Raw genomic sequence first — 19,855 nt, 5'->3', positions numbered from 1 at the left:
ATCATATTTCCTTACCCGGCGCCTGGCACCGGGGTCATTGTTAGTTATTAGCCGTTAGTTCGTTAATTTGTAACTAAAGCGCTTCCATAGTTGGAAAGCGGCAGGCAGTACTACCAGTGTGAGTAGCAGGGCCGATGACATGCCACCGATCATCGGCGCAGCAATGCGTTGCATCACTTCTGAGCCCGTGCCTGAGCCATACATGATGGGAATGAGACCGATGATGACGGTAGAAACAGTCATCATGATTGGACGCACCCGCAAACCAGCACCTTCCTGGATGGCATTATTAAGTGATGCTAGCGTCAGTGGTTGATTGGCGTGTTCGGCTTCTTCCAGTTGGTATTTCCAGGCTTGGTTGAGGTAAACCAGCATGATGACGCCAATTTCGACCGCGACCCCGGCGAGGGCAATAAAGCCCACACCAACAGCAATCGAGAAGTTGTAGCCGAGCCATTCCATCAGCCATACCCCGCCGACCATTGCCAACGGTAGGGTACCCATGATGATCATCACCTCGCCGACACGGCGGAAGCTGAGATAGAGCAGCATCATGATGATGGCAATCGTGGCGGGTACGACCACGGTGAGTCGTGCCTTGGCCCGCTCCATATATTCGTATTGGCCGGACCATAACAGTGAATAACCGGCTGGTAATTCAAGTTGTTCGGCTACCACTTGTTGGGCATCCTGAACATATGAGCCCAAATCACGGCCATCGATGTCGATGAATACCCAGCCGTTAGGGCGGGCGTTTTCGGTCTTGATCATCGGAGGGCCATCCTCAAAGCGAATGTCGGCAACATCAGCCAAGGCAATGCGGGCACCGTTGGGGGTGACAAGCGGCAGGTTACGCAGTTTATCCAAAGAGTTTCGGTAGCTCTGCGGATAGCGGACATTGATTGGGTAGCGCTCCAGCCCTTCGACCGACTCGCCAACCTTCATCCCCCCGACAGCGGTACTGATCACCTGTTGGATATCACGGATGCTCAAGCCATAACGGGCGGCTTCACGGCGCTTGATATCCATAGTGATGTAACGGCCTCCAGCGACCCGCTCAGCATAGACCGATGCTGTGCCTTCAACGTTTTGCAGCAAGGTTTCGAGATCAGCGCCAATTTGCTCAATTTGTTTGAGATCCGGGCCTGCAATCTTGATCCCGATAGGTGTTTTGATGCCGGTTGCCAGCATATCGATACGGGTTTTGATTGGCATCACCCAGGCGTTGGTCAAGCCCGGGAACTGCACCAGGCTATCCAACTCGCGGCGCAGGCTTTCCGTAGTCAAGCCTTCACGCCATTGCTCTTTGGGCTTGAGCTGGATAATGGTTTCAATCATCGTCAATGGTGCAGGGTCGGTGGCAGTTTCTGCCCGGCCGATTTTGCCCCACACGGTTTTTACTTCCGGGATGGTTTTGATCAGTTTGTCGGTTTGCTGTAGTAGCTCGCGGGCCTTGCCGATTGAAATGCCCGGATAAGTCGTCGGCATATACATCAAGTCGCCTTCATCCAGTGGCGGGATGAACTCGCTACCCATTTTCTGCATTGGGTAGTAGGCAGAAGCCATCAAAGCCAGTGCAATAACAATGACTGTTTTAGGGAAAGCCAAGCTGAAATTGAGCAGGGGACGATAAAGCGCAATCACCAAGCGGTTGATCGGGTTTTTGTGCTCAGGCATCACCTTGCCACGGATCAGGTAGCCCATTAGCACCGGTACCAAGGTGATCGCCAAACCGGCAGCGGCGGCCATGGCGTAGGTCTTGGTGAACGCCAGTGGCGAGAACATCTTGCCTTCCTGGCCTTCCAGGGCAAATACCGGCACAAAACTCAAGGTGATGATAATCAACGAGAAGAACAGCGGCGCACCGACTTCTTCTGCAGCATGGCTGATCACCTGCCAGCGGTTTTCATCTGTCAGCGGGGTTCGCTCAATGTGCTTGTGCACGTTCTCTATCATCACGATGGCACCATCAACCATAGCTCCTATTGCAATGGCGATGCCCCCCAGTGACATAATGTTGGCGTTGATCCCCTGCCAGTGCATGATAATGAAGGCCGACAGGATACCGATCGGCAAGCTGATCATGACCACCAATGATGAACGGAAGTGGAACAGGAACAGGGCACAGACGATGGCAACGACAATAAACTCTTCGATGAGTTTCTCGTATAGGTTATTAACCGCATCGTCGATCAAGCCTGATCGGTCATAGGTGGTGACGATCTCCACCCCGTCAGGCAGGCTGCGTTCGAGATCCGCCAGCTTGTCTTTGACTTTGCTGATCACCTCTTGGGCATTTTCGCCAAAGCGCATGACGACAACACCACCAACCGCTTCGCCTTCGCCATTTAGCTCTGAGATCCCGCGGCGCATTTGTGGCCCAAGGTTGATATCGGCAATATCACCCAGTAGCAGCGGTGTGCCTTTTTCGGTGACTTTCAGCGGCAGGTTCTTGAGGTCGTCAATGTTGGAGACATAACCCGTTGCGCGAACCATATGCTCCGCCTCGGCAAGTTCGACCACAGAAGCCCCCGCTTCCTGGTTGCCGTCCTGGATAGCCATATTTACCTGTTGCAAAGTCAGGTTGTAGGCACGCAGTTTGTTCGGGTCAATCTGCACTTGGTACTGCTTGACCATGCCGCCGACAGTGGCGATTTCCGATACGCCTTCAACCGTTTGCAGCTCGTATTTCAGGAACCAGTCTTGCAGGCTTCTTAGCTCGCTTAGCTCGTGCTGGCCCGTTTTATCTACCAATACATAGCTGTAAATCCAGCCTACACCGGTCGCATCAGGGCCGAGTGTGGGCTTGGCGCTATCCGGCAAGTTTGGCGCGACCTGGCTCAGGTACTCCAGTACCCGCGAGCGTGCCCAGTACATGTCGGTGTCATCATTGAAGATGATGTAAACATAGGAGTCACCAAAAAACGAATATCCCCGTACCGTTTCTGCCCCCGGTACTGCCAGCATGGCGGTGGTCAGCGGGTAGGTAACCTGATCTTCGACCACCTGTGGCGCTTGGCCCGGATAACTGGTTTTGATAATGACTTGTACGTCAGACAAGTCCGGGATGGCGTCAATCGGGGTTTGCTTAACGCTATAGATGCCAGAGGCAACCAAAAAGGCGGTGGCAACCAAAACCAGAAAACGGTTTTGTATTGACCACCGGATAACGGCACTGATCATTGTTCAGCCTCCTTGCTCACAGGAGCCTGATGGCTGTGATCCATACTGTCGTGACCCATGGCACTGTGATCTATAGTGCTGTGGTCCATGCCACTGTGATCCATGCCATTGTGATCCATATTACTGTGATCGACGGCGCCACTTGGCCCATCATCGACTTTGACATCTGACACGGTATATTGGCCGTCATCCTGCTTAGTCATTAGAAAACGGACTGACTGGCCGCTGACGAACTGGCTAAGGTCGCTGTCATCACTGACGGTGAAATCCATGGTCATTGCCGGCCAGCCCCATTCTGGAATAGGCGGGTGATCCAGGGTCAGCATTTTATGCCCCAGCATGATATTCCGGATCACTCCGGTGGTGTGGACTTGGCTGACGGGCTCGGCTGGAGTTGGCGTATTGATCCGGCTCAGGTCAGCACTTTGGCTTGATTCAGAATCCAACATGAAGTGGGCTGAAGTGACCACAGTGTCATTGGCAGCCAGGCCATCAATGACTTCTACCATGCCTGCGGCTGTCCGGCCGGTTTCAATGCGGGCAGAACGGTACTTCCCTTCGCCGAGGGCAAGGACAACCCGTGCCATGCTGCCGGAGCGGATAACGGCTTGCTCCGGTACGACTAACACCGATTCCTTGGTTTGCGGGATCAGGTTGAGGTTGGCAAACATGTTGGGCTTGAGGTTGGCGTCAGTGTTGCTGAATTTCAATCGCACCCGCAAAGTACGGGTTGCCGGATCGAGGATCGGGTAGATATAGTCGACCTTGCCTTGCCAGCTTTTACCCGGCAGGGCATCGACCCACATATCCGCACTGGTTCCCGGAGTGATCCAGTGGGCTTGGCGTTCAAAGACTTCGGCATCCACCCAGACATCAGACAAAGACCCACCGCTGATAACCGTTTGCTGTGGCGATAAGTAAGCACCATTGCGGATGTTTAGGGTGGCGATAACCCCGTCAGCAGGCGCTTTGATCGCGATGTATTGGCGGGTTTTGCCGCGGCGGAGGATATCGTTGATTTGGCCGTTATCCACCCCTAATGAACGTAAGCGATCCTTCGCACCATTGACCAGTACGGCCTTGCCCATACGCTTGGCATTAATCAGCTCTTCTTGCGCCCTGACTAAATCCGGTGAATAGATCTCGAACAATACCTGGCCGGCCAGAACGCGCTCACCGATGGCATTGACGCTGAGGTTTTTGATCCAGCCGCTGACACGGCTGTTGATTTGCCATAGCTGGCTTTCGTCGAAGCTGACATAGCCGACGCTATCTATTTTCGGTGCAAGTTGCTGGCGTTTGACCTGGGTGGTTTTGACGCCAAGGTTATTTTCAACAGCTGGGCTGATGGTGACAGTGCCTGCCGGGTCATCATTGCCACTGGCAAGATCTTCTTCGTAGACAGGAATTAAATCCATCCCCATTGGTGACTTTCCGGGCTTGTCGCGTTTGTAGTTCGGATCCATCGGAGCAACCCAGTACAGCGGCTCATTGCTTGCTTTCCCACTTTGCCCGTCAGAAAAATCACCGCTTGCAAAGTAGGTGTTTGCATAGAAACCCAATGCGCCACCAATGGCGAGAGTGATGAAGACAACAGAAAATGACTGTTTCATGGTATCCCTTAATATTTGTTCAGCAGGTAAGCCAAATTGTTATTTGCTTGTTGTAGGTCGGCGGCAAGGCGTGCCTGCTCCAGCTCGATAGTCAGCTCTTCACTGGCGGCACGGATATACTCATCCAATTGGCTGGTGTTGTTTTGATAGCCCCGCTCGACAGCCTGGGTTTTTTCTTTGGCTTGTTTGAGTAACGTCTTGCGGTATCGCTCCAGACGTTGCTGAGTATTGTCACGGTCGATAGCTGCAGCACGGATTTGCGCATTCATCTGGCGCAACATCAGATCACGCTGGGTTTTGGCGGCACCAACCTGATGCTGGGCGGCAGAAAGCTTTTTGTCCTGGCGTTTTTCGGTGAACAACGGGAGATCTACGGTGACAAAAGCACTCACGAGATCCGGTGCAGGAGAGCCGTCCATTCGGTCTGCCTGGCGGTGGGCATACATCACCTCGACACCGAACTGCGGCTGGTAGGATTCATTGGCGAGCTCAACACCTGTTTCGTTGCTCTTGATCATCTCATCGGCCACCTGAATGCTCGGGTGGCTAGCAAGGGCTGGATAATGCTCCTGTGGTGATGCCGCAAAGTAAGTACTCAATGCCTGCCATTGCGGATAGGCATGGGGTTTTACCTGCCATGCTTGCTCGCCCAACCACTCGGATAGCTGGGCACGAAGGCGTTGCTGCATCTGTTGGTTTGACTGCAGTTGCTCATCAATTTTGTTGACTTGCAGCTCAGCCTGGATCAAATCCTGGGCCTGGCTGGCTCCGACACCGTAGTTAGTACTCAGGTAGCGGGTAAGCTCGCGGAACAAGTCTTGGTTTTGCTTAATCAATCTATGGCTTTGTTCGAGGTAAGCCAACTCGATCCATGATGTGGTGATGGCTTTGGTGACATCCAGCTTGCGTACATCCGCTTGCTTGCGGACACTCCCTGCCTGCTGCTGGCTTTGCTTTTGCTGCAACGACAAGCTATTGCCGCGGCCGAATTGTTGCATCAGCCCCACAGAAATGTTGGTCATGGGATCTTCATCGAAGGCAAAGCTATCGACGGGCAAACCTCCGATACCAACTTTCATTTTCGGATCCATCAGTTGGCTGTTGGCGATACCCATCTCGCTGATGGCATCTGCCTGATACTGAATTTGCTGTTGGGCAACATCGTGTTCAATAGCCCAGTCAATGAGCCCATGTAAAGTCGCTGGTGCTGCCAGGGTGCTGGATGGTACCAGCGTTTGGCTTGGTTTTGGGGTATTGACTGGTTCACTGCTGGCCCAAGAGCTAGCCGCAAAACCAATCAACGATACCACGCCTAACGCACGGTATATCTTATTGTTATGCATGTTTTTTCACTTATTCGACATTGATAACGGCTGAGCACAGACATCAATAGCTACCGTACGGATAACCGCAGGTATCACTATGCCCAGATATGGCAAAGTGCGATTAGTGAATAGGAGGGCGGAGGCTGGTCTCTTGGCGTGAAATAGGGGCACTCACCAGTAAGCGCTGAGGAGTGTCTTTATCTGATAAATTGGATTGTGTGAGATAGAAAACCGGCAGGGCAGAATACTGGCAGTGGCTGCTGTTGCAGCTTTTACAGTGTTGATTATCCCCATCACTGCCGCAATGGTCCGGGTTCATCATCTTGCCTTCGCCACAGTCTGCACAATGTGAGGCGTTCGATTGTTCGAGCTGATGATGGATATGGGGTGATTCACTACCCGCGCTGTGCACGGCATGGTGATGAGTGTTGGTGCTGTCTGGCGATGCTGGAAGAGAGGTGGTTTGATGACCGGACATAGTAAAGACTGGGTTGATAATTAGGCTTATCATCAACACCACCAGTAATGCTAAAAAGTTTTGCGGTCGGCGCAAGGTCATCAATAGTTAAAAGATTTCTTAATACTTCCACTAAGTGTAAACCTTACCCCTAGGGAAAGGTCAATAAAAAAGAAGTGGCTAATTAGCCACTTCTTATGTTTGGTACACCTTTAAGGATTAACCTGCAGTATCGGGTTCAATGTCTGCCGTCAGTTTTTGCGGTGCTGCTTCTAGCTCAACAGCCTCTAGATCAACAGCTTCTAGTTCAGCAGTTTCAGCACCAACTGTCTCTTCAGCGATTTGCTCTTCCTCGGCAGAGGCAGTCGTTGTTGCTTCGGTGCTTTCTTCGTTCGCATCTGCGATGGCTACAGCCTCTTCAGCCTGCTCGCTCGCTTTGGTGTAAGCGGCCACTAGAGAAGCGTTTAGCTCGGCAATCTTGGCTTCAAGCTGTTTTACTTTCTCGCCAGACTGAACATTTACCTGCTTTTCGTCAGTAAGAGAAGCTTCCAGCTCACTCACTTTATCTTGCTCATCCGATAGCTGGGCAAGAAGGTTCTGGAGGTTTTGCTCGCCTTCGCTCGACATGGCTTTTTGCTCTTCGATCAGGGAAACAAGCAGTTTGCCCTGCTGGTTGAGTGGGTTATCACGCAGGTCATCGCTGCCTAGCGCCTTGGAAATATTAACCAGCAGTTTTTCGAAGTTCAGTACATGGCGCTCGTAGTCATTCTCTGGCAGTGCTTTGAGCTTCTCTACAACATCGGCGATATGCTCAGCATGCTTAATTGAGAACATGGCCTCTGCGGCTTTGTCTTCAATTTTGTTGAATGAGCGAGGCTCCGCACTGATAAAGGCTTCGGCTGCGGTCACACGGGTTGATGCCACTGCCAGGGTATCTGGTGCATGGAGGGCGGTATTGCTATTTTTCAGGCGAGCCAGTGCTTTCTGTGCATCGGAAAGGTAAATACGGGTAACCGTTCTGACTTCAAGTGCACGCTGGCGGCTAACCAACTCCGGCTGGCCACTGGTGGCACGTTCAGTTCTGTCATTGGCAATATGGTTTACCAATGTTTTCAGTTGGGTCTCTAAACGTTCATTGGTCTTTGGATAATATTTTTCGACATCTAGAGACTGTAGTTGAGCGCGGTAAGAAAAAGCTTCATCCAATACAGTGAGTGCTTTTTCGCGGATCATTTCAGCTTTGGCAATATTCAAATTGAATTGATTCAACGCTTCTTCAGTGGCTTGGATATTGGTGCGAGAGCTAAAGAAACCGGTGCTGCTATGGGCTTTGCTAGGGTCTGTTTCAAATACGGCATAGTACCCTTTGGCATCGGTCAGTGCTTTGTCGGCATCTTGGAATAGTGATGTTGCAAACCATTGAAGTTCATCAGCTTTTGCTTGGCTCAGTTTATCTTCAGCCTGACTGATTGTTTGGCCAATAGCATGGATCTGAGTGGATACTTCAGATTGGTTGCTTTCTAGAGGAAGTGCTTTAGTGGCATCTGAATCCGATGCACAGCCCGATAGAAGTACAGTAACAGCAATGGCTGTTAGTGTTAGTCCCTTTTTCATTACGGCTCCAAATTGTGTATATATGAGTAAAAATATGTTCCGGAAATATAATTAGTTTTTAAAGCCGAAAGATTGTAGAACGTTATAAAAAACAATTAAATACCAATAGGTTAATTATTTATTTGAAAATATGTCAATTGCATCAAAATACATTTTATTGACGTAGTGCATATATTTCATCGTCATTTTATTGGCGTTTTTTTTGTGATTTGTGATTTGTGATTTGTGATTTTGGGGAGCGTAAGATATGGACGGTATAAAACGGTTTTACCTTAGTTGCCTTCCCGGGGGAAGGCTTGCTTGGGTTTACTGGCTTTGGTTGGCTTTCAGCTTGGCTTCCAAATCACTTTTTACGATGTTAATTGCCGATAATGCTGTCGCGGGATCGACGTCATTGCTTTCGAGAAGGTAGATAAGATCCACTGCAAGCTTGATGTCGTCCGGCGCGTTGTCGAGTGGTGATTGGGCTGATTGTGTCATAGTTGATCATTTTCTCGCTGAAGTGAGTAGGGACTAGCGCTCTGCCAGCATATCTAAGGCTGAGTATATAAGCTGGGCATGCAGGTTGACCAGATGCTTGTGCTCACTACGGTAACCGCCACCAACCACAGCCGCGACGGGGATACCCATATTGCGGCATTGGCTCAGTACGAGGTGATCGCGCTGGTATATGCCCTCGGTACAGACTTTGAAATAGCCCAGCTCATCGTGCTGGTGGATGTCGACACCGGCATCATAGATCACCATGTCCGGCTGGTGCTGCGCGAGCGCGAGGGGCAAGATACCCGCGAAAGCCTCTATATATTCCTCGGTAGTCGTATCGCGTGGCAGGGCCAGATCGATATCCGAATCGGGCTTGCGGGCAGGGAAGTTTTTGTCGCAGTGGACGGAAAAAGTGATGATATCCGGGTCTTCTGCCAGTAATGTTGCAGTACCGTCACCATGGTGGACATCGCAATCAATGATCATGACTTTTTCTATACCATCAAGCGTAACGGCATGGCGGGCAGCCAGGGCCAGATCATTGACGAGGCAAAAGCCACTGCCAAAGTCGTGGTGGGCATGGTGGTAGCCACCGCTTAGGTGGATCCCAATACCGTGCTGATAGGCCAAATCGACGGTCAGTTTGGTGCCCCCGGAAGAGGTCAGCGTCCGTTCGATCAGCTGGGGGCTCCACGGGAAGCCAATCCGGCGCATTTTCGCTGCTGGCAACGTATTGCCAAACAAAGCGTCGATATAGTCAGGGTGGTGGAGCTGTTTGACCTCATCAACGCCAACCGGCTGCGGTTGGTGTAATTGCAGCCCAGCATGCGACTGAAAATCTAACTCATGATCCAGGTGCTGATACAGCATCCGGTACTTGTTGATGGGGTAGCGGTGCTCCGGAGGAAGCGCCAGCTGTGAATATATCGGATGGTAAACCAGATGAAGTGCCATTAGCCTTTGCGCTCCCGCGAGCTGATCTGTTTTTCAATTTTGGCCAGCGCAAGCCGGCAGCGGTGAAGGCGCTCTGCCAGTGTTGCGGCTTCGTTTTGCAACGCCTGTTGCTCATCGGCCGAACGGCACTGGATCAGCGCTCTTTCTTTGTTCCGCTGCATGGCCGCAAGGCGCCTTGCCCATTCCTGGTGCTGGGCGAGATCTTGTTTGAGCTCATAAATCGGCTTTTGCCAGTGCCTTGTGCGCTGGGGCTCATTCTTGCGGATATGCTGGGTGGCGAGCTCCCGCTGTACCGCTTGGATTTGCGAGACGATACGTTCACAAACATGCTGGGTACGGCTGGCAGCCAGTGTGCCTTGGTCATGCTCACGGCGAAGTGCAATGATCTCTGCTGTTATTTCTTCGATACAAGGTGCCAGCAGTTTACCGCGGCAATGGAATAGCTGCTCATCAAACAACGGGCGCGGGGCTTCCCCTCGAGTGTTATCAACCTTGCTAGCCTCAATGGCTAATTGAGCAGTGATATCTTCCAGTCGTTGGAAATCGAGCATGGTCTGTGACTCCAGTTTCAGGGCAGGTTAAACCCAGGCCTGCAGGGCCAGTTTAATGGCAAGAATAACAACAACGGTAACAAATACGGGCCGGATAAAGCGGGCACCGAAACGAATCGCTGAATGGGCACCAATATAGGCGCCAAGCATTAGGCAGACACCCATTGTCAGCCCCAACACCACATTAATATGCCCCAAGATAGCAAAAGTCACCAATGAGGTCAGGTTGCTGGTGAAGTTCATGGCTTTGGCGAGGCCGGATGCCATCAATATATCCAGTCGGTAAAGGGCCATATTGGAGACGGTCCAGAATGCACCGGTACCGGGGCCAGCAACGCCATCATAGAAGCCCAGGGTTGTGCCTTGCAGCCATTGTTTTTGGCTTAGTTTGGCTGATTTTTCCGGCAGGCTATGCCTATCCCCTTTGGGGTGGGGATGCCAAAGCGTGTATACCGCGGTTGCGAGGATGATCAGCGGCAGGGCTTTTTCCAGCCACTCAGTCGAGAGTATATCCACTACCAAGGTGCCGCCTATGGCACCAATGAGTGTGGCAATAAAGGATTGGCGCCAAAATGACGGCGAAAAGAGCTGCTTCTTGTAATAGGTCCAAGCTGCCGTTGAAGAGGCAAAGGTTGCAGCCAGTTTGTTGGTGCCCAAAGCAATATGCGGAGGCAGGCCGATCGAGAGCAGGGCGGGAACGGTAAGCATGCCGCCGCCGCCCGCCACCGCATCGATAAAGCCTGCCAGCAAGGCAACCATTCCGAGCAGGAGCCACATTCCTGGCTCAATCATCTCAACCATCACTGATCACCGCCTTAGCCGCGTTCGATGACACGTTCAAAAGGGGGCAGGGAGTCAAGCAAAGCCTTGCCGTAGCGTCGGGTGATCACCCGACGGTCGAGCAGTACGACCCGTCCAGTGTCTTCTTCTTTTCGAAGCAGTCGGCCGACGGACTGGATCAGTTTTTTGCTTGCCTCCGGTACTGAAATTTGTAAAAACGGGTTGCCGCCACGGCTCTCGATATATTCGGCATGGGCTTCTTCCACAGGTGAGGTAGGAACGGCGAACGGAATTTTTGTGATGATCAGGTTTTTGAGTAAATCCCCTGGTAAATCAAGTCCTTCAGAGAAGCTGCCGGTGCCAAACAAGATGCTGGTTTTACCTTTTTCACAGTTTTCTTTATGTTTTTTTAGAATGATGTGGCGTGATTCTTCACCTTGAATGAGCAGCTCCCAGCGGTTTTTCTTCGCCAACGGCCGCAGTTTGTCTGCGACTTGGTTCATCTGCCAATAGGAAGAGAACAACACCAGGCTGGCGGTCTCGCCTTCGAGGTATTCCGGTAATGTGTCGATGAGCAGGTCGGTAAATTTTTCTGCCTGAGGCTCAAGCGGCAAGGCCGGGATCACCAAGCGTGCGTTGTTCTTGTAGTCAAACGGTGAAGCCAGCGCCAGGAAGCGGGTGGCCTCTTTTTCGAAGATACCGGCCTGGCGGCAGAAATAGTCGAACTGGTTCAGCGCGCGGAGGGTTGCTGAAACCAGTATTGACCCCACAGCACGACTCCACAGCAGCTGGTCGAGGCGGTGGCCAACTTCCAGCGGCGAGACTTCGATGATGTAATCATTTTCCCTGTCAGGGCTTTTCTCGATCCAACGTGCCAACGGTGCGCCTTTGTCCTTGTTAGGCTGGGCCATTAAGGTCCAGACCTTTTCAAGGTTTTCAAGCCGTTGCAGGTAAAAGCCGGATTCGGTAAGTGCTTGCTCACCCACCCTTGGCAAAATTTCATTTTCCTTGCTGCGTTCGGAAATCAAATCGTGAATTTTTCCCAGCGATTGCAGCGCTTTTTTGCTGGCTTCTTTGCAGCCCTTGGCTTCTTCTTGTAGCCAAGTTGGCAGCTCGCCATGCTCAAAGCGGTAGACGCCGTCTTTATTGAACTGGGATTCGTCGATATTGTTGGCGATTTGACGCAGCGACGGTATCAACTGGGCGATGTTCTCGCTCAACGTCGTCTGGAAACGGCCAGACTTTTTATAGTCGGCCAGCTCTGCCAATTTGCCGACCGATTGGTTGAGTTTTTCCAGCCAGCTAGCGGCACCTTTTAGGCTTGCAGCGGCAGAGGAAAAGTCACGGGCAACCTGGGGCAGGTGATGTGCCTCGTCAATGACATAGATAGTTTTTTCCGGCTCGGGCAATATGATCCCGCCACCCAGTTCAATATCGGCCATGAGCAGAGCATGGTTGGCAATAATGACATCGGCTTTTTCCAAGTGCTCTCGGGCCTTGGCAAACGGGCAGTCGCGGTGCTTTGGCAGCCCAGAATGGCAGCTGTGCTTGTCGGCAACAATCTGTTGCCACACTCGATCGGGAATAGTCGTTGGCCAGCTATCGCGGTCGCCATCCCATTTACCGCTCTCGGTTGCGGTCAGCATCCGCTTCAAAAGATCTAAATCAGACTTTTTAGGTTTTTCTTCCCACAGGCTAACTTGTTGATTTTCATCGCTACTACAGCTGGCTTCCAATTTATGGTTACAACAATAGCGCTGACGGCCCTTGGCGAGGATAAAGCTGAACTCTTTAGGGTAAATACGGTTGAACAGCGGCAGGTCTTTGTTGATGAGCTGCTCCTGCAGGGCAACTGTTGCGGTTGAGATCAACACTTTTTTGTTATTGAACACGGCAAATGGGATAGCGCCCAGAAGGTAGGAAAGTGATTTACCGATCCCTGTGCCCGCCTCACCAACCAGCATGCGGTGTTTGGCGTGGTATTCACCGCCAAGTGTCTTGGCTATCTCGGCAACCAGATAGTTTTGAGCCCTTCTAGGTATAAAGTTATCGAGCTGGTTGCCCAGGTTCTCATAGCACTGCTTGATATCACTCTTTATCTGGTTGTGTAGCATATCTGAAACTTCATCGGGACAGGGGCGCGCATTATAGCACGAACATCTGAATGTGACCGCTCGCAGGTTTTTGTTATTTCCCTTTTAAAAATGAGAACTAGTTCACGAAATAAGATTGAACTAGTTAGAAGCGGATCTGTGCAACCTGTTTTCAATGGGTTTTCACCACAAATAACTGCTAGGCATGGTTATTTGTGCTGCTATATGCGCAATTTTGCTAAATTTGTAGTTTTTTGTGTTGATAATTTGCGGGTTACTTTTTTATGAATAGACATTTTTTATATAAAAACAATGCTCAATTAGCATCCATGTGCTGTGCAAGTTATTGAATTTAATGGGTGTTGATGTTTTTTTAGTTTGGCTTTAGAAGATTTGACACGAAGAGGAATCTTCTGTCAGGATGAGTTCCATAAATTTCGACTCTTTAGTTTTCTTGTTGCGTTATATGTTTATAAGGCATGGAAAATTTGGGATAAAAAAAGAAAAGGAATTCTGGAAACAGGAATTCCAGTCTAATATAAGAAAAGGCAGTGGATATCATGAAAAAGACTCTTCTAGCACTATCAGTACTAGCAGCAGGTTCAGCACAAGCTGGTGTTAACCTATACGACGGTAATGGCGTAATCGTTGACCTTAACGGTGCAGCTGAAGTTCAGTACATCCAGGAGTACGCACCAAACAGCGACCCGTTCCTACGTTTGGATGACGGTGATCTAGCGCTAAACACAACAATCGCCGTATCTAGCCAGCTTAACGCTGTTGCTGGTATCGCTTTCAAATTCGAAGACAGTGACGTTCAGAATGATGAGCTATGGGTTGGTCTTGGTGGTGACTTCGGTACGCTAACTTTCGGTCGCCAGCTACTAATCGCCGATGATTCAGGTATTGGTAAAGACTACGAGCTTGGTGGTGACGGTCTAGATTTCGTTCAGGCTGAAGGCGATCAAACTTTCAAATATGTTTACGACAACGGTCAGTTCTACGCAGGTCTTTCTGGCGTTATCGCTGAAGACAACAACGATGCGACTAATGACACAAGCATCATCGATGGCCGTCTAGGTGCTCGTTTCGGTGACTTCGACGCTCGTGTCTACCTATACTCTGGCGATGATGTAAGCGGCAACTTTGTTAGCTTCTTCGATGGCGGCGTAATGGACATCGATGGTTACAACCTTGAACTTGAGTACTACATGGGACAGTTTGCTTTTGCTGGTTCATTTGGTCAGGTTGAATATGAAGATGCTTCTAACCTGAACGCAGGTAAAGTAGAAGCTGATACAGGTGCTATCGCTGGTTCTTACACTATGAACCAAACTACTTTTGCTCTTGGTTATACTTACCTAGGTTTTGACAAGAAGCCTACAGCGGGTGCAAAAGAGTCTGATGATATCAACACTTTCTACGGTAACGTTACTCAGCAGCTACACAGCAATGTTAAAGCTTACGGTGAAATCGGCTACACTGATGCTGATGACGCAGAGTTCGGTTACGTAGTAGGTATGGAAGTAATCTTCTAATCGACTTATTCGGTTAAGAAACTCTCCAAAAAAAGCCGCCTTCCCAGGGCGGCTTTTTGTTATCTTAGTGATGACAAAATTGTGTTATGAGACAACTAAGGGATTAACGATGAAACAATGGTTAGTGACCCTCGGGCTATTGGCATTGCCGATGGGTCTGCAGGCGGCCACATTGAGTACCGGCCAGAATATCAAACTGCTGGTGGTGGATGGAAAAAAAGTCGAATCGTCGTTTTGGTCTGAAACTGACAGCATCGAGCTGAGCGAAGGCCGCCACCAAGTGGTGGTGCGTTTTGACGGTGAATTGAAGGACGGCTCGAAAAGCAAAATGTACACCACGCGTCCATACCTGTTTGAGATGGATGTGCCAAAGCAAGATGCCACAATTGTCTTGCCGCGATTATCGAACCTGAGCCAGGCCCAATCTTATTTCAAACGCGGCCCAGAATGGCAGCTTGAACTGGCTGATGGTACGACCCGAACGCTTGAATATGTTGAACTGCAAGGCAAGGGCGTTGCCGCATTTAGTGATATGGAAGGCTTGGTTGCCGATTACAACCGTGAGCACGGCATTACCTTTGAAGAGGGGTATGCGGTTGATTTAGAGCAGGCAGCAGTTGAAGTGAGTGACAAAGGGGAAGTCAGCATTACTGGCGATGCGTTTGTCCAGCTTAAACTTTGGTACAGCAAGGCCAATGCGGAAGAAAGAGCGGCGTTTGAGCAGTGGGTTAAGCAGCAGTCTGCGCCTTAAAAGCCCTTTGGTATCAAGACAAAGATTGATACTCAATAAAGCTGTTCGAGTAAAACAATAGGCGGGAAGTCCCGCTTATTGTTGGATTAGCTGTCGTGGTGGTAGCGGCTGTGCTCGCAACAACTGCTGCAGCGCGGCTGGGCTGGGTCTTGCTCGAGATCATCAATCGCAATTTCTTCTTCGCAATCAACGCAAAGCCCATACATACCGAGTTTTACCGAGCATACAGCGGCATCTACCCGCTCCATCCGTGTTGCCAAATCGAACAGGTTGGGAATAAAGGATGATTTGGCCATCACAATTAACTCACTGAGCTCTGCATTCTCAATTGCTGTTGCCGATGGCACCAAGGTGTTGAGCAGCATCTCGTGCTTGAGCTCGCGTGACAACATCCCGTGCTCTTGCTCCAGGCGCTGTTGCAGCTGCTCGTAAACTTTATCTGACGTTGTCATAAGCCTTTCATTGTTGTTATTAGTGATTATTTCAGTCTAAGACGATTCTTGATAACGATTGTGATTTGAATCAAACAATTATGGGGTTGTATGACAATAACCTTAAATTCTCTCGGTTTTTGTCACTGCATGATTCCGCTATATTGGCTGCACCAATAAATGCAGGCCTAAGAGCCGCTAATTTCAAATCAGTCAATAAAAGGAAGTCTACCATGGAGCAGGGATTCCAAGATCCATACAACGTTAAATATTTCTTCGGGTTTATCGCTGTGCTGGCGCTGCCGACACTACCCGCTATACTGACTTGGATTGGCATGCTTTCGTCATAAGCCTTTGGTCATAAGCCTTTGGTCATAAGCTTGACGAGTTCCCCCTAGCATGACACAAATACCAACAATCTATATCGATGTTGGTATTTTTCTTTGCACCTACATAGATATAAACTCGTAATAAAGGTAGAAAGCGGTTTTGCCTTAGTAAGCAATCATGCTTATGTTGAATGTTTTGGTATTGAGTGCTCTGGGTTGAGTGCTTTGGGTTGAATGGTTAGGATGCATGGTTAGAAAGACACTGTTGTTGTTATGCGGCTGGATGTGTGTCGCCCTAGGCTTGCTGGGTGCCTTTTTGCCGCTGCTGCCGACCACGCCCTTTTTGCTGCTCGCCAGTGCTTGCTTTATGCGAGGCTCGCCTAAACTGAACCACTGGTTGCTCAACCATCCGCAGTTCGGGCCTACTCTGCGCAACTGGCATCAACACCGTGCCGTGTCCAAGCATGTTAAGCGGCGGGCCAATATAATGATTGTGGCGAGCTTTGCCCTGTCGATTTACCTTGTTCCCCTCCTGTGGCACAAAGTGATGCTGGCCACCATGCTGGTGGTATTGCTGGTGTGGTTCAACCGCCTGCCTGAAAGAGATAACCCCACGCCTCAAGGTTAGCTGGCAGGGTGGCTCTTGTGCAGAGTCGTTCTATTGATGCCAACTGGATCATCCTATTTGCAGTGAGTGTGCCTCAATCCTTGCCCCGCTAGGGGAAAAAAACTACTATTTGAACCAGTTTTTCGGCAGCCTGTTATCACGCTGCTGTATTGTTTATTGGAAAAATATTATGACTCAAGAAAAGCTCGCGTTGATCAAAAATAGCATCAAGTCCATTCCTGATTATCCAAAGCCGGGGATCTTGTTCCGCGATGTGACCAGCCTGATGGAAGATCCAGAGGCCTACCGCGCGACCATGCAGATCCTGATCGATCGCTACAAGGATAAAGGGATCACCAAAGTGATCGGCACTGAAGCTCGCGGCTTTTTGTTCGGCGCACCACTTGCGCTTGAGTTGGGTGTGGGTTTTGTTCCGGTTCGTAAGCCCGGCAAGCTGCCGCGTGAAGTGATTGGCGAGAGCTATGAGCTTGAATACGGTCAAGACACCCTGGAAATTCACGTTGATGCGATCAAAGAGGGTGACAAGGTATTGCTGGTTGATGATCTGCTGGCAACTGGTGGCACCATTGAGGCGACAACGAAGCTGGTACGTCGTTTGGGCGGTATCGTTGAAGATGCAGCTTTCGTGATCAACCTGCCGGATATCGGTGGTGAAGAGCGCCTGAAAGGCATTGACCTGAATGTATTCAGCATCTGCGACTTTGACGGCCACTAATTTTCTGTCGCTGATTTAGCCATACCCTGTTCCTCTGGGTCATACTTTCTTAGGGGAACCTGGCTAATCATTGGGCGCTCGTTGGAGCGTCCTCTCGCCCAAAAATCCTCCCTGTGCTAGCATTGAGTTCTTGATTCTGTAAGGTTAGTTAACATGAGTTATCAGGTTCTGGCACGTAAATGGCGCCCGCACCAGTTTGATGATGTGGTCGGTCAGTCCCATGTCTTGACGGCACTGGCAAATGCGCTTTCCCATAACCGTCTCCACCATGCTTATTTGTTCAGTGGAACACGTGGGGTAGGTAAAACCACGATCGCCCGTATTTTCGCCAAAGGTTTGAACTGTGAGCAGGGCGTAACGGCATCGCCGTGTGGCCAGTGTGAAACCTGCCGTGAAATCGATGAAGGTCGCTTTGTCGACCTGCTTGAGATCGATGCGGCATCGCGTACCAAGGTCGAAGATACCCGAGAGCTACTGGATAATGTCCAGTACAAGCCTGCGCGTGGACGCTACAAGGTTTACCTGATTGACGAAGTGCACATGCTCTCGCGTCATAGTTTTAACGCCTTATTGAAAACCCTTGAAGAGCCGCCAGAGTATGTGAAATTTATTCTGGCGACCACCGATCCGCAGAAACTGCCGGTGACGATACTTTCCCGTTGTCTTCAGTTCCACCTTAAGCATTTGGATAACAGCCAGATCCAGGCTCAGCTGGAAAAGGTATTGGGTGAAGAGGACATCGCGTTCGAATCCCGTGCTCTGGGGCTGTTGTCCCGAGCAGCTGAAGGCAGTATGCGTGATGCGCTGAGCCTGACCGATCAGGCCATTGCCTTGGGTAATGGTCAGGTGCAGGCCGACCCGGTATCTGAAATGCTGGGTACACTGAATACCGAGCAGGCCCTTTATTTACTCGAAGCCGTGGCGGGGGGCGAAGCCCAGCCTGCGATGGCTTGCCTTGAAGAGTTAGCCTCTGTTGGTGTCGAGTGGGATAGCCTGCTCCGTGAAATGGCCACCCAATTGCACCGAGTTGCCATGCACCAGGCACTGCCTGCCTCTTTGGATGACAGCGCACCGGACGCCGAACGCATCACCCAGCTGAGCCAGTCGGTCTCGCCGCAGGAAGTGCAACTGTGTTACCAGATTGCGCTGCAAGGACGGCAGGATTTGGCCTTCGCACCAGATGGTCGAACCGGGCTGGAAATGGTCTTGCTTCGCATGCTGGTGTTTAGGCCTGTGTCGGTCAATGCTGTTACGCCGCAGCCGGTATCTGTGCCAGCGGCACAGCCGGCCGCACCGTCCCAGCCGACGCCAAGCCAGGGGCAGGGTATCCAGCGGGTACAGGCTCTTAAGGCGCAGATGAATGGTGGCCAGGCTGCCAATATGCAGCCGCAACGAGCGCCACAGCCAAATCAGGCACCGCAACAGCCTGCCAATGGGCCAGCGATGCCGCCTTCATCTATGCCACCCCAGGGGCAGCCTTACCAAGGCCAGCCCCCGGTAGGTTATGAACCGTCAATGCCAGAGCATTCAGGCTATGGTGCAAATCAGGCTGCAAGCCAGGCCCCGGTACATCATGCACCGCAGGGTTCGGCGCCAGGTCAACAGCAGGTACCTGGCCAGACTCAGGCCCAGCCGGCTTCTGGTTCGGCGGCATCGGGTTTGCTGGCAGCAAGAAACCAGCTTCGCAGCAAAGCCAAGCGCGACGGCAGTGCGTCGGATAGCGGAAAAAAGGTTGAGCCGGTACGGGCTAAAAAGGTTGCAACCACCAGCGTACTAGACCGTATTGCCAACAAGCAAAACGGCCTGGTCAAGACGACTGGAAATGCAATGCCGGTACCGGGTATTCCGACAGCTGCGGCGCAGGCTGATAACGCAGGCCAAGCTAGCGATAAAACTGCCGAGTACCAATGGCGCCCGACAATGCAGCCAGAGCAGGCAGAGGAGACGCCGCAAGTTGTTGCACCGAAGCTTTTGAAACAAGCTTTGGAGCATGAAAAAACACCGGAAATGGTGAAATTGCTTGTCAAGGAAGCAGCAAATCAGGATAGTTGGTCGGATTGGGTGACTAAGCTCAATGTTGGACGTATGGTTCAGCAGTTGGCACTTAATTCGGCGTTTGAAAGAGAAGGTAATCAGGTAAAATTATGTCTTCGCCCTTCTCAGCAGCACCTGAACACACCCAAGGCACAGGAACAATTGGCGGTCGCAATCAGCGAGCTATTCGCCGAGTCGGTGTCGTTGGAAATTGAATTGAGTGATAAAGGCCGCTCACCGCTCGAATGGCGAGAGGCGATTTATCAGCAGAAACTGGAACAGGCCAAGCAGAGCTTGCTGTCTGATCCGCACGTGAATTTCATTTGTCAGCGGTTTTCTGCTGTACTTGATGAAGATAGCGTAAGACCCTTATAGA

Annotated in this window: 16 protein-coding genes; 5 read left to right on the top strand and 11 right to left on the bottom strand. The window is 50.9% G+C overall.

Translation table 11 applies throughout. The annotated features are described in order from the left end of the window. Nucleotides 1–54: 54 nt before the first annotated feature. From ACXAGQ_RS02720 to dinG, 10 genes are all read right to left on the bottom strand, one after another. On the bottom strand, nt 55–3,183 hold the full coding sequence (locus ACXAGQ_RS02720) for an efflux RND transporter permease subunit (RefSeq protein WP_475251612.1): 3,129 nt from the start codon (nt 3,181–3,183) through the stop codon (nt 55–57). After that, nucleotides 3,180–4,796 carry an efflux RND transporter periplasmic adaptor subunit gene (locus ACXAGQ_RS02715; protein ID WP_475251610.1) on the bottom strand — a complete coding sequence of 539 codons (1,617 nt, stop codon included), beginning with the start codon at nt 4,794–4,796 and terminating at the stop codon, nt 3,180–3,182. Before ACXAGQ_RS02715 ends, ACXAGQ_RS02720 begins: the two co-directional genes overlap by 4 nt. Nucleotides 4,797–4,804: 8 nt before the next feature. Then, complete coding sequence (locus ACXAGQ_RS02710; RefSeq protein WP_475251608.1) at nt 4,805–6,139, bottom strand: TolC family protein; 1,335 nt, start codon at nt 6,137–6,139, stop codon at nt 4,805–4,807. 103 nt (nt 6,140–6,242) lie between these two features. Further along, nucleotides 6,243–6,632 (bottom strand): hypothetical protein, encoded by a 390-nt coding sequence (locus ACXAGQ_RS02705; protein ID WP_475251606.1) that lies wholly within the window; start codon nt 6,630–6,632, stop codon nt 6,243–6,245. Nucleotides 6,633–6,797: 165 nt separating this feature from the next. Continuing rightward, on the bottom strand, nt 6,798–8,192 hold the full coding sequence (locus ACXAGQ_RS02700) for a hypothetical protein (protein WP_475251604.1): 1,395 nt from the start codon (nt 8,190–8,192) through the stop codon (nt 6,798–6,800). A gap of 306 nt (nt 8,193–8,498) precedes the next feature. After that, nucleotides 8,499–8,672 (bottom strand): pleiotropic regulatory protein RsmS, encoded by a 174-nt coding sequence (gene rsmS / locus ACXAGQ_RS02695; protein ID WP_475251603.1) that lies wholly within the window; start codon nt 8,670–8,672, stop codon nt 8,499–8,501. Between the two features lie 33 nt (nt 8,673–8,705). Then, nucleotides 8,706–9,629, bottom strand: a complete 924-nt coding sequence (locus ACXAGQ_RS02690; RefSeq protein ID WP_475251601.1) for a histone deacetylase family protein — start codon at nt 9,627–9,629, stop codon at nt 8,706–8,708. Continuing rightward, a complete protein-coding gene (locus tag ACXAGQ_RS02685) occupies nt 9,629–10,180 on the bottom strand; it encodes a primosomal replication protein (protein ID WP_475251599.1) in 552 nt (183 codons plus the stop codon). Before ACXAGQ_RS02685 ends, ACXAGQ_RS02690 begins: the two co-directional genes overlap by 1 nt. A gap of 27 nt (nt 10,181–10,207) precedes the next feature. Next, nucleotides 10,208–10,981 (bottom strand): sulfite exporter TauE/SafE family protein, encoded by a 774-nt coding sequence (locus tag ACXAGQ_RS02680; protein ID WP_475251598.1) that lies wholly within the window; start codon nt 10,979–10,981, stop codon nt 10,208–10,210. Between the two features lie 14 nt (nt 10,982–10,995). Continuing rightward, on the bottom strand, nt 10,996–13,074 hold the full coding sequence (dinG, locus tag ACXAGQ_RS02675; protein WP_475251596.1) for an ATP-dependent DNA helicase DinG: 2,079 nt from the start codon (nt 13,072–13,074) through the stop codon (nt 10,996–10,998). Between the two features lie 539 nt (nt 13,075–13,613). Between dinG and ACXAGQ_RS02670 the strand changes: the two genes are divergently transcribed. Together ACXAGQ_RS02670 and ACXAGQ_RS02665 are read left to right on the top strand one after the other, a co-directional pair. Next, entirely contained in the window at nt 13,614–14,591 is a 978-nt protein-coding gene (locus ACXAGQ_RS02670) for a porin (protein WP_475251594.1), read from the top strand. A gap of 109 nt (nt 14,592–14,700) precedes the next feature. Beyond that, nucleotides 14,701–15,342 (top strand): YccT family protein, encoded by a 642-nt coding sequence (locus tag ACXAGQ_RS02665; RefSeq protein WP_475251592.1) that lies wholly within the window; start codon nt 14,701–14,703, stop codon nt 15,340–15,342. An 86-nt stretch (nt 15,343–15,428) separates the two neighbouring features. On the opposite strand, the gene ACXAGQ_RS02660 is transcribed toward ACXAGQ_RS02665, so the two are convergent. Next, nucleotides 15,429–15,794: a conjugal transfer protein TraR gene (locus ACXAGQ_RS02660; protein WP_475251590.1), complete on the bottom strand. Its 366-nt coding sequence runs from the start codon at nt 15,792–15,794 to the stop codon at nt 15,429–15,431. Between the two features lie 555 nt (nt 15,795–16,349). Between ACXAGQ_RS02660 and ACXAGQ_RS02655 the strand changes: the two genes are divergently transcribed. From ACXAGQ_RS02655 to dnaX, 3 genes are all read left to right on the top strand, one after another. Further along, nucleotides 16,350–16,730 (top strand): YbaN family protein, encoded by a 381-nt coding sequence (locus tag ACXAGQ_RS02655; RefSeq protein ID WP_475251588.1) that lies wholly within the window; start codon nt 16,350–16,352, stop codon nt 16,728–16,730. A 169-nt stretch (nt 16,731–16,899) separates the two neighbouring features. Continuing rightward, nucleotides 16,900–17,445 carry an adenine phosphoribosyltransferase gene (apt, locus tag ACXAGQ_RS02650; RefSeq protein WP_107300771.1) on the top strand — a complete coding sequence of 182 codons (546 nt, stop codon included), beginning with the start codon at nt 16,900–16,902 and terminating at the stop codon, nt 17,443–17,445. Between the two features lie 153 nt (nt 17,446–17,598). Next, nucleotides 17,599–19,854, top strand: coding sequence for a DNA polymerase III subunit gamma/tau (dnaX, locus tag ACXAGQ_RS02645; protein WP_475251586.1), 2,256 nt, complete (start codon nt 17,599–17,601; stop codon nt 19,852–19,854). The last annotated feature ends 1 nt before the right edge of the window (nt 19,855 follow it).

This window comes from Photobacterium sp. ABD4_091 (genome assembly GCF_056160145.1).
Note: the sequence above shows the minus strand (reverse complement) of the source record. Positions and strands in the feature narration are given on the sequence as shown.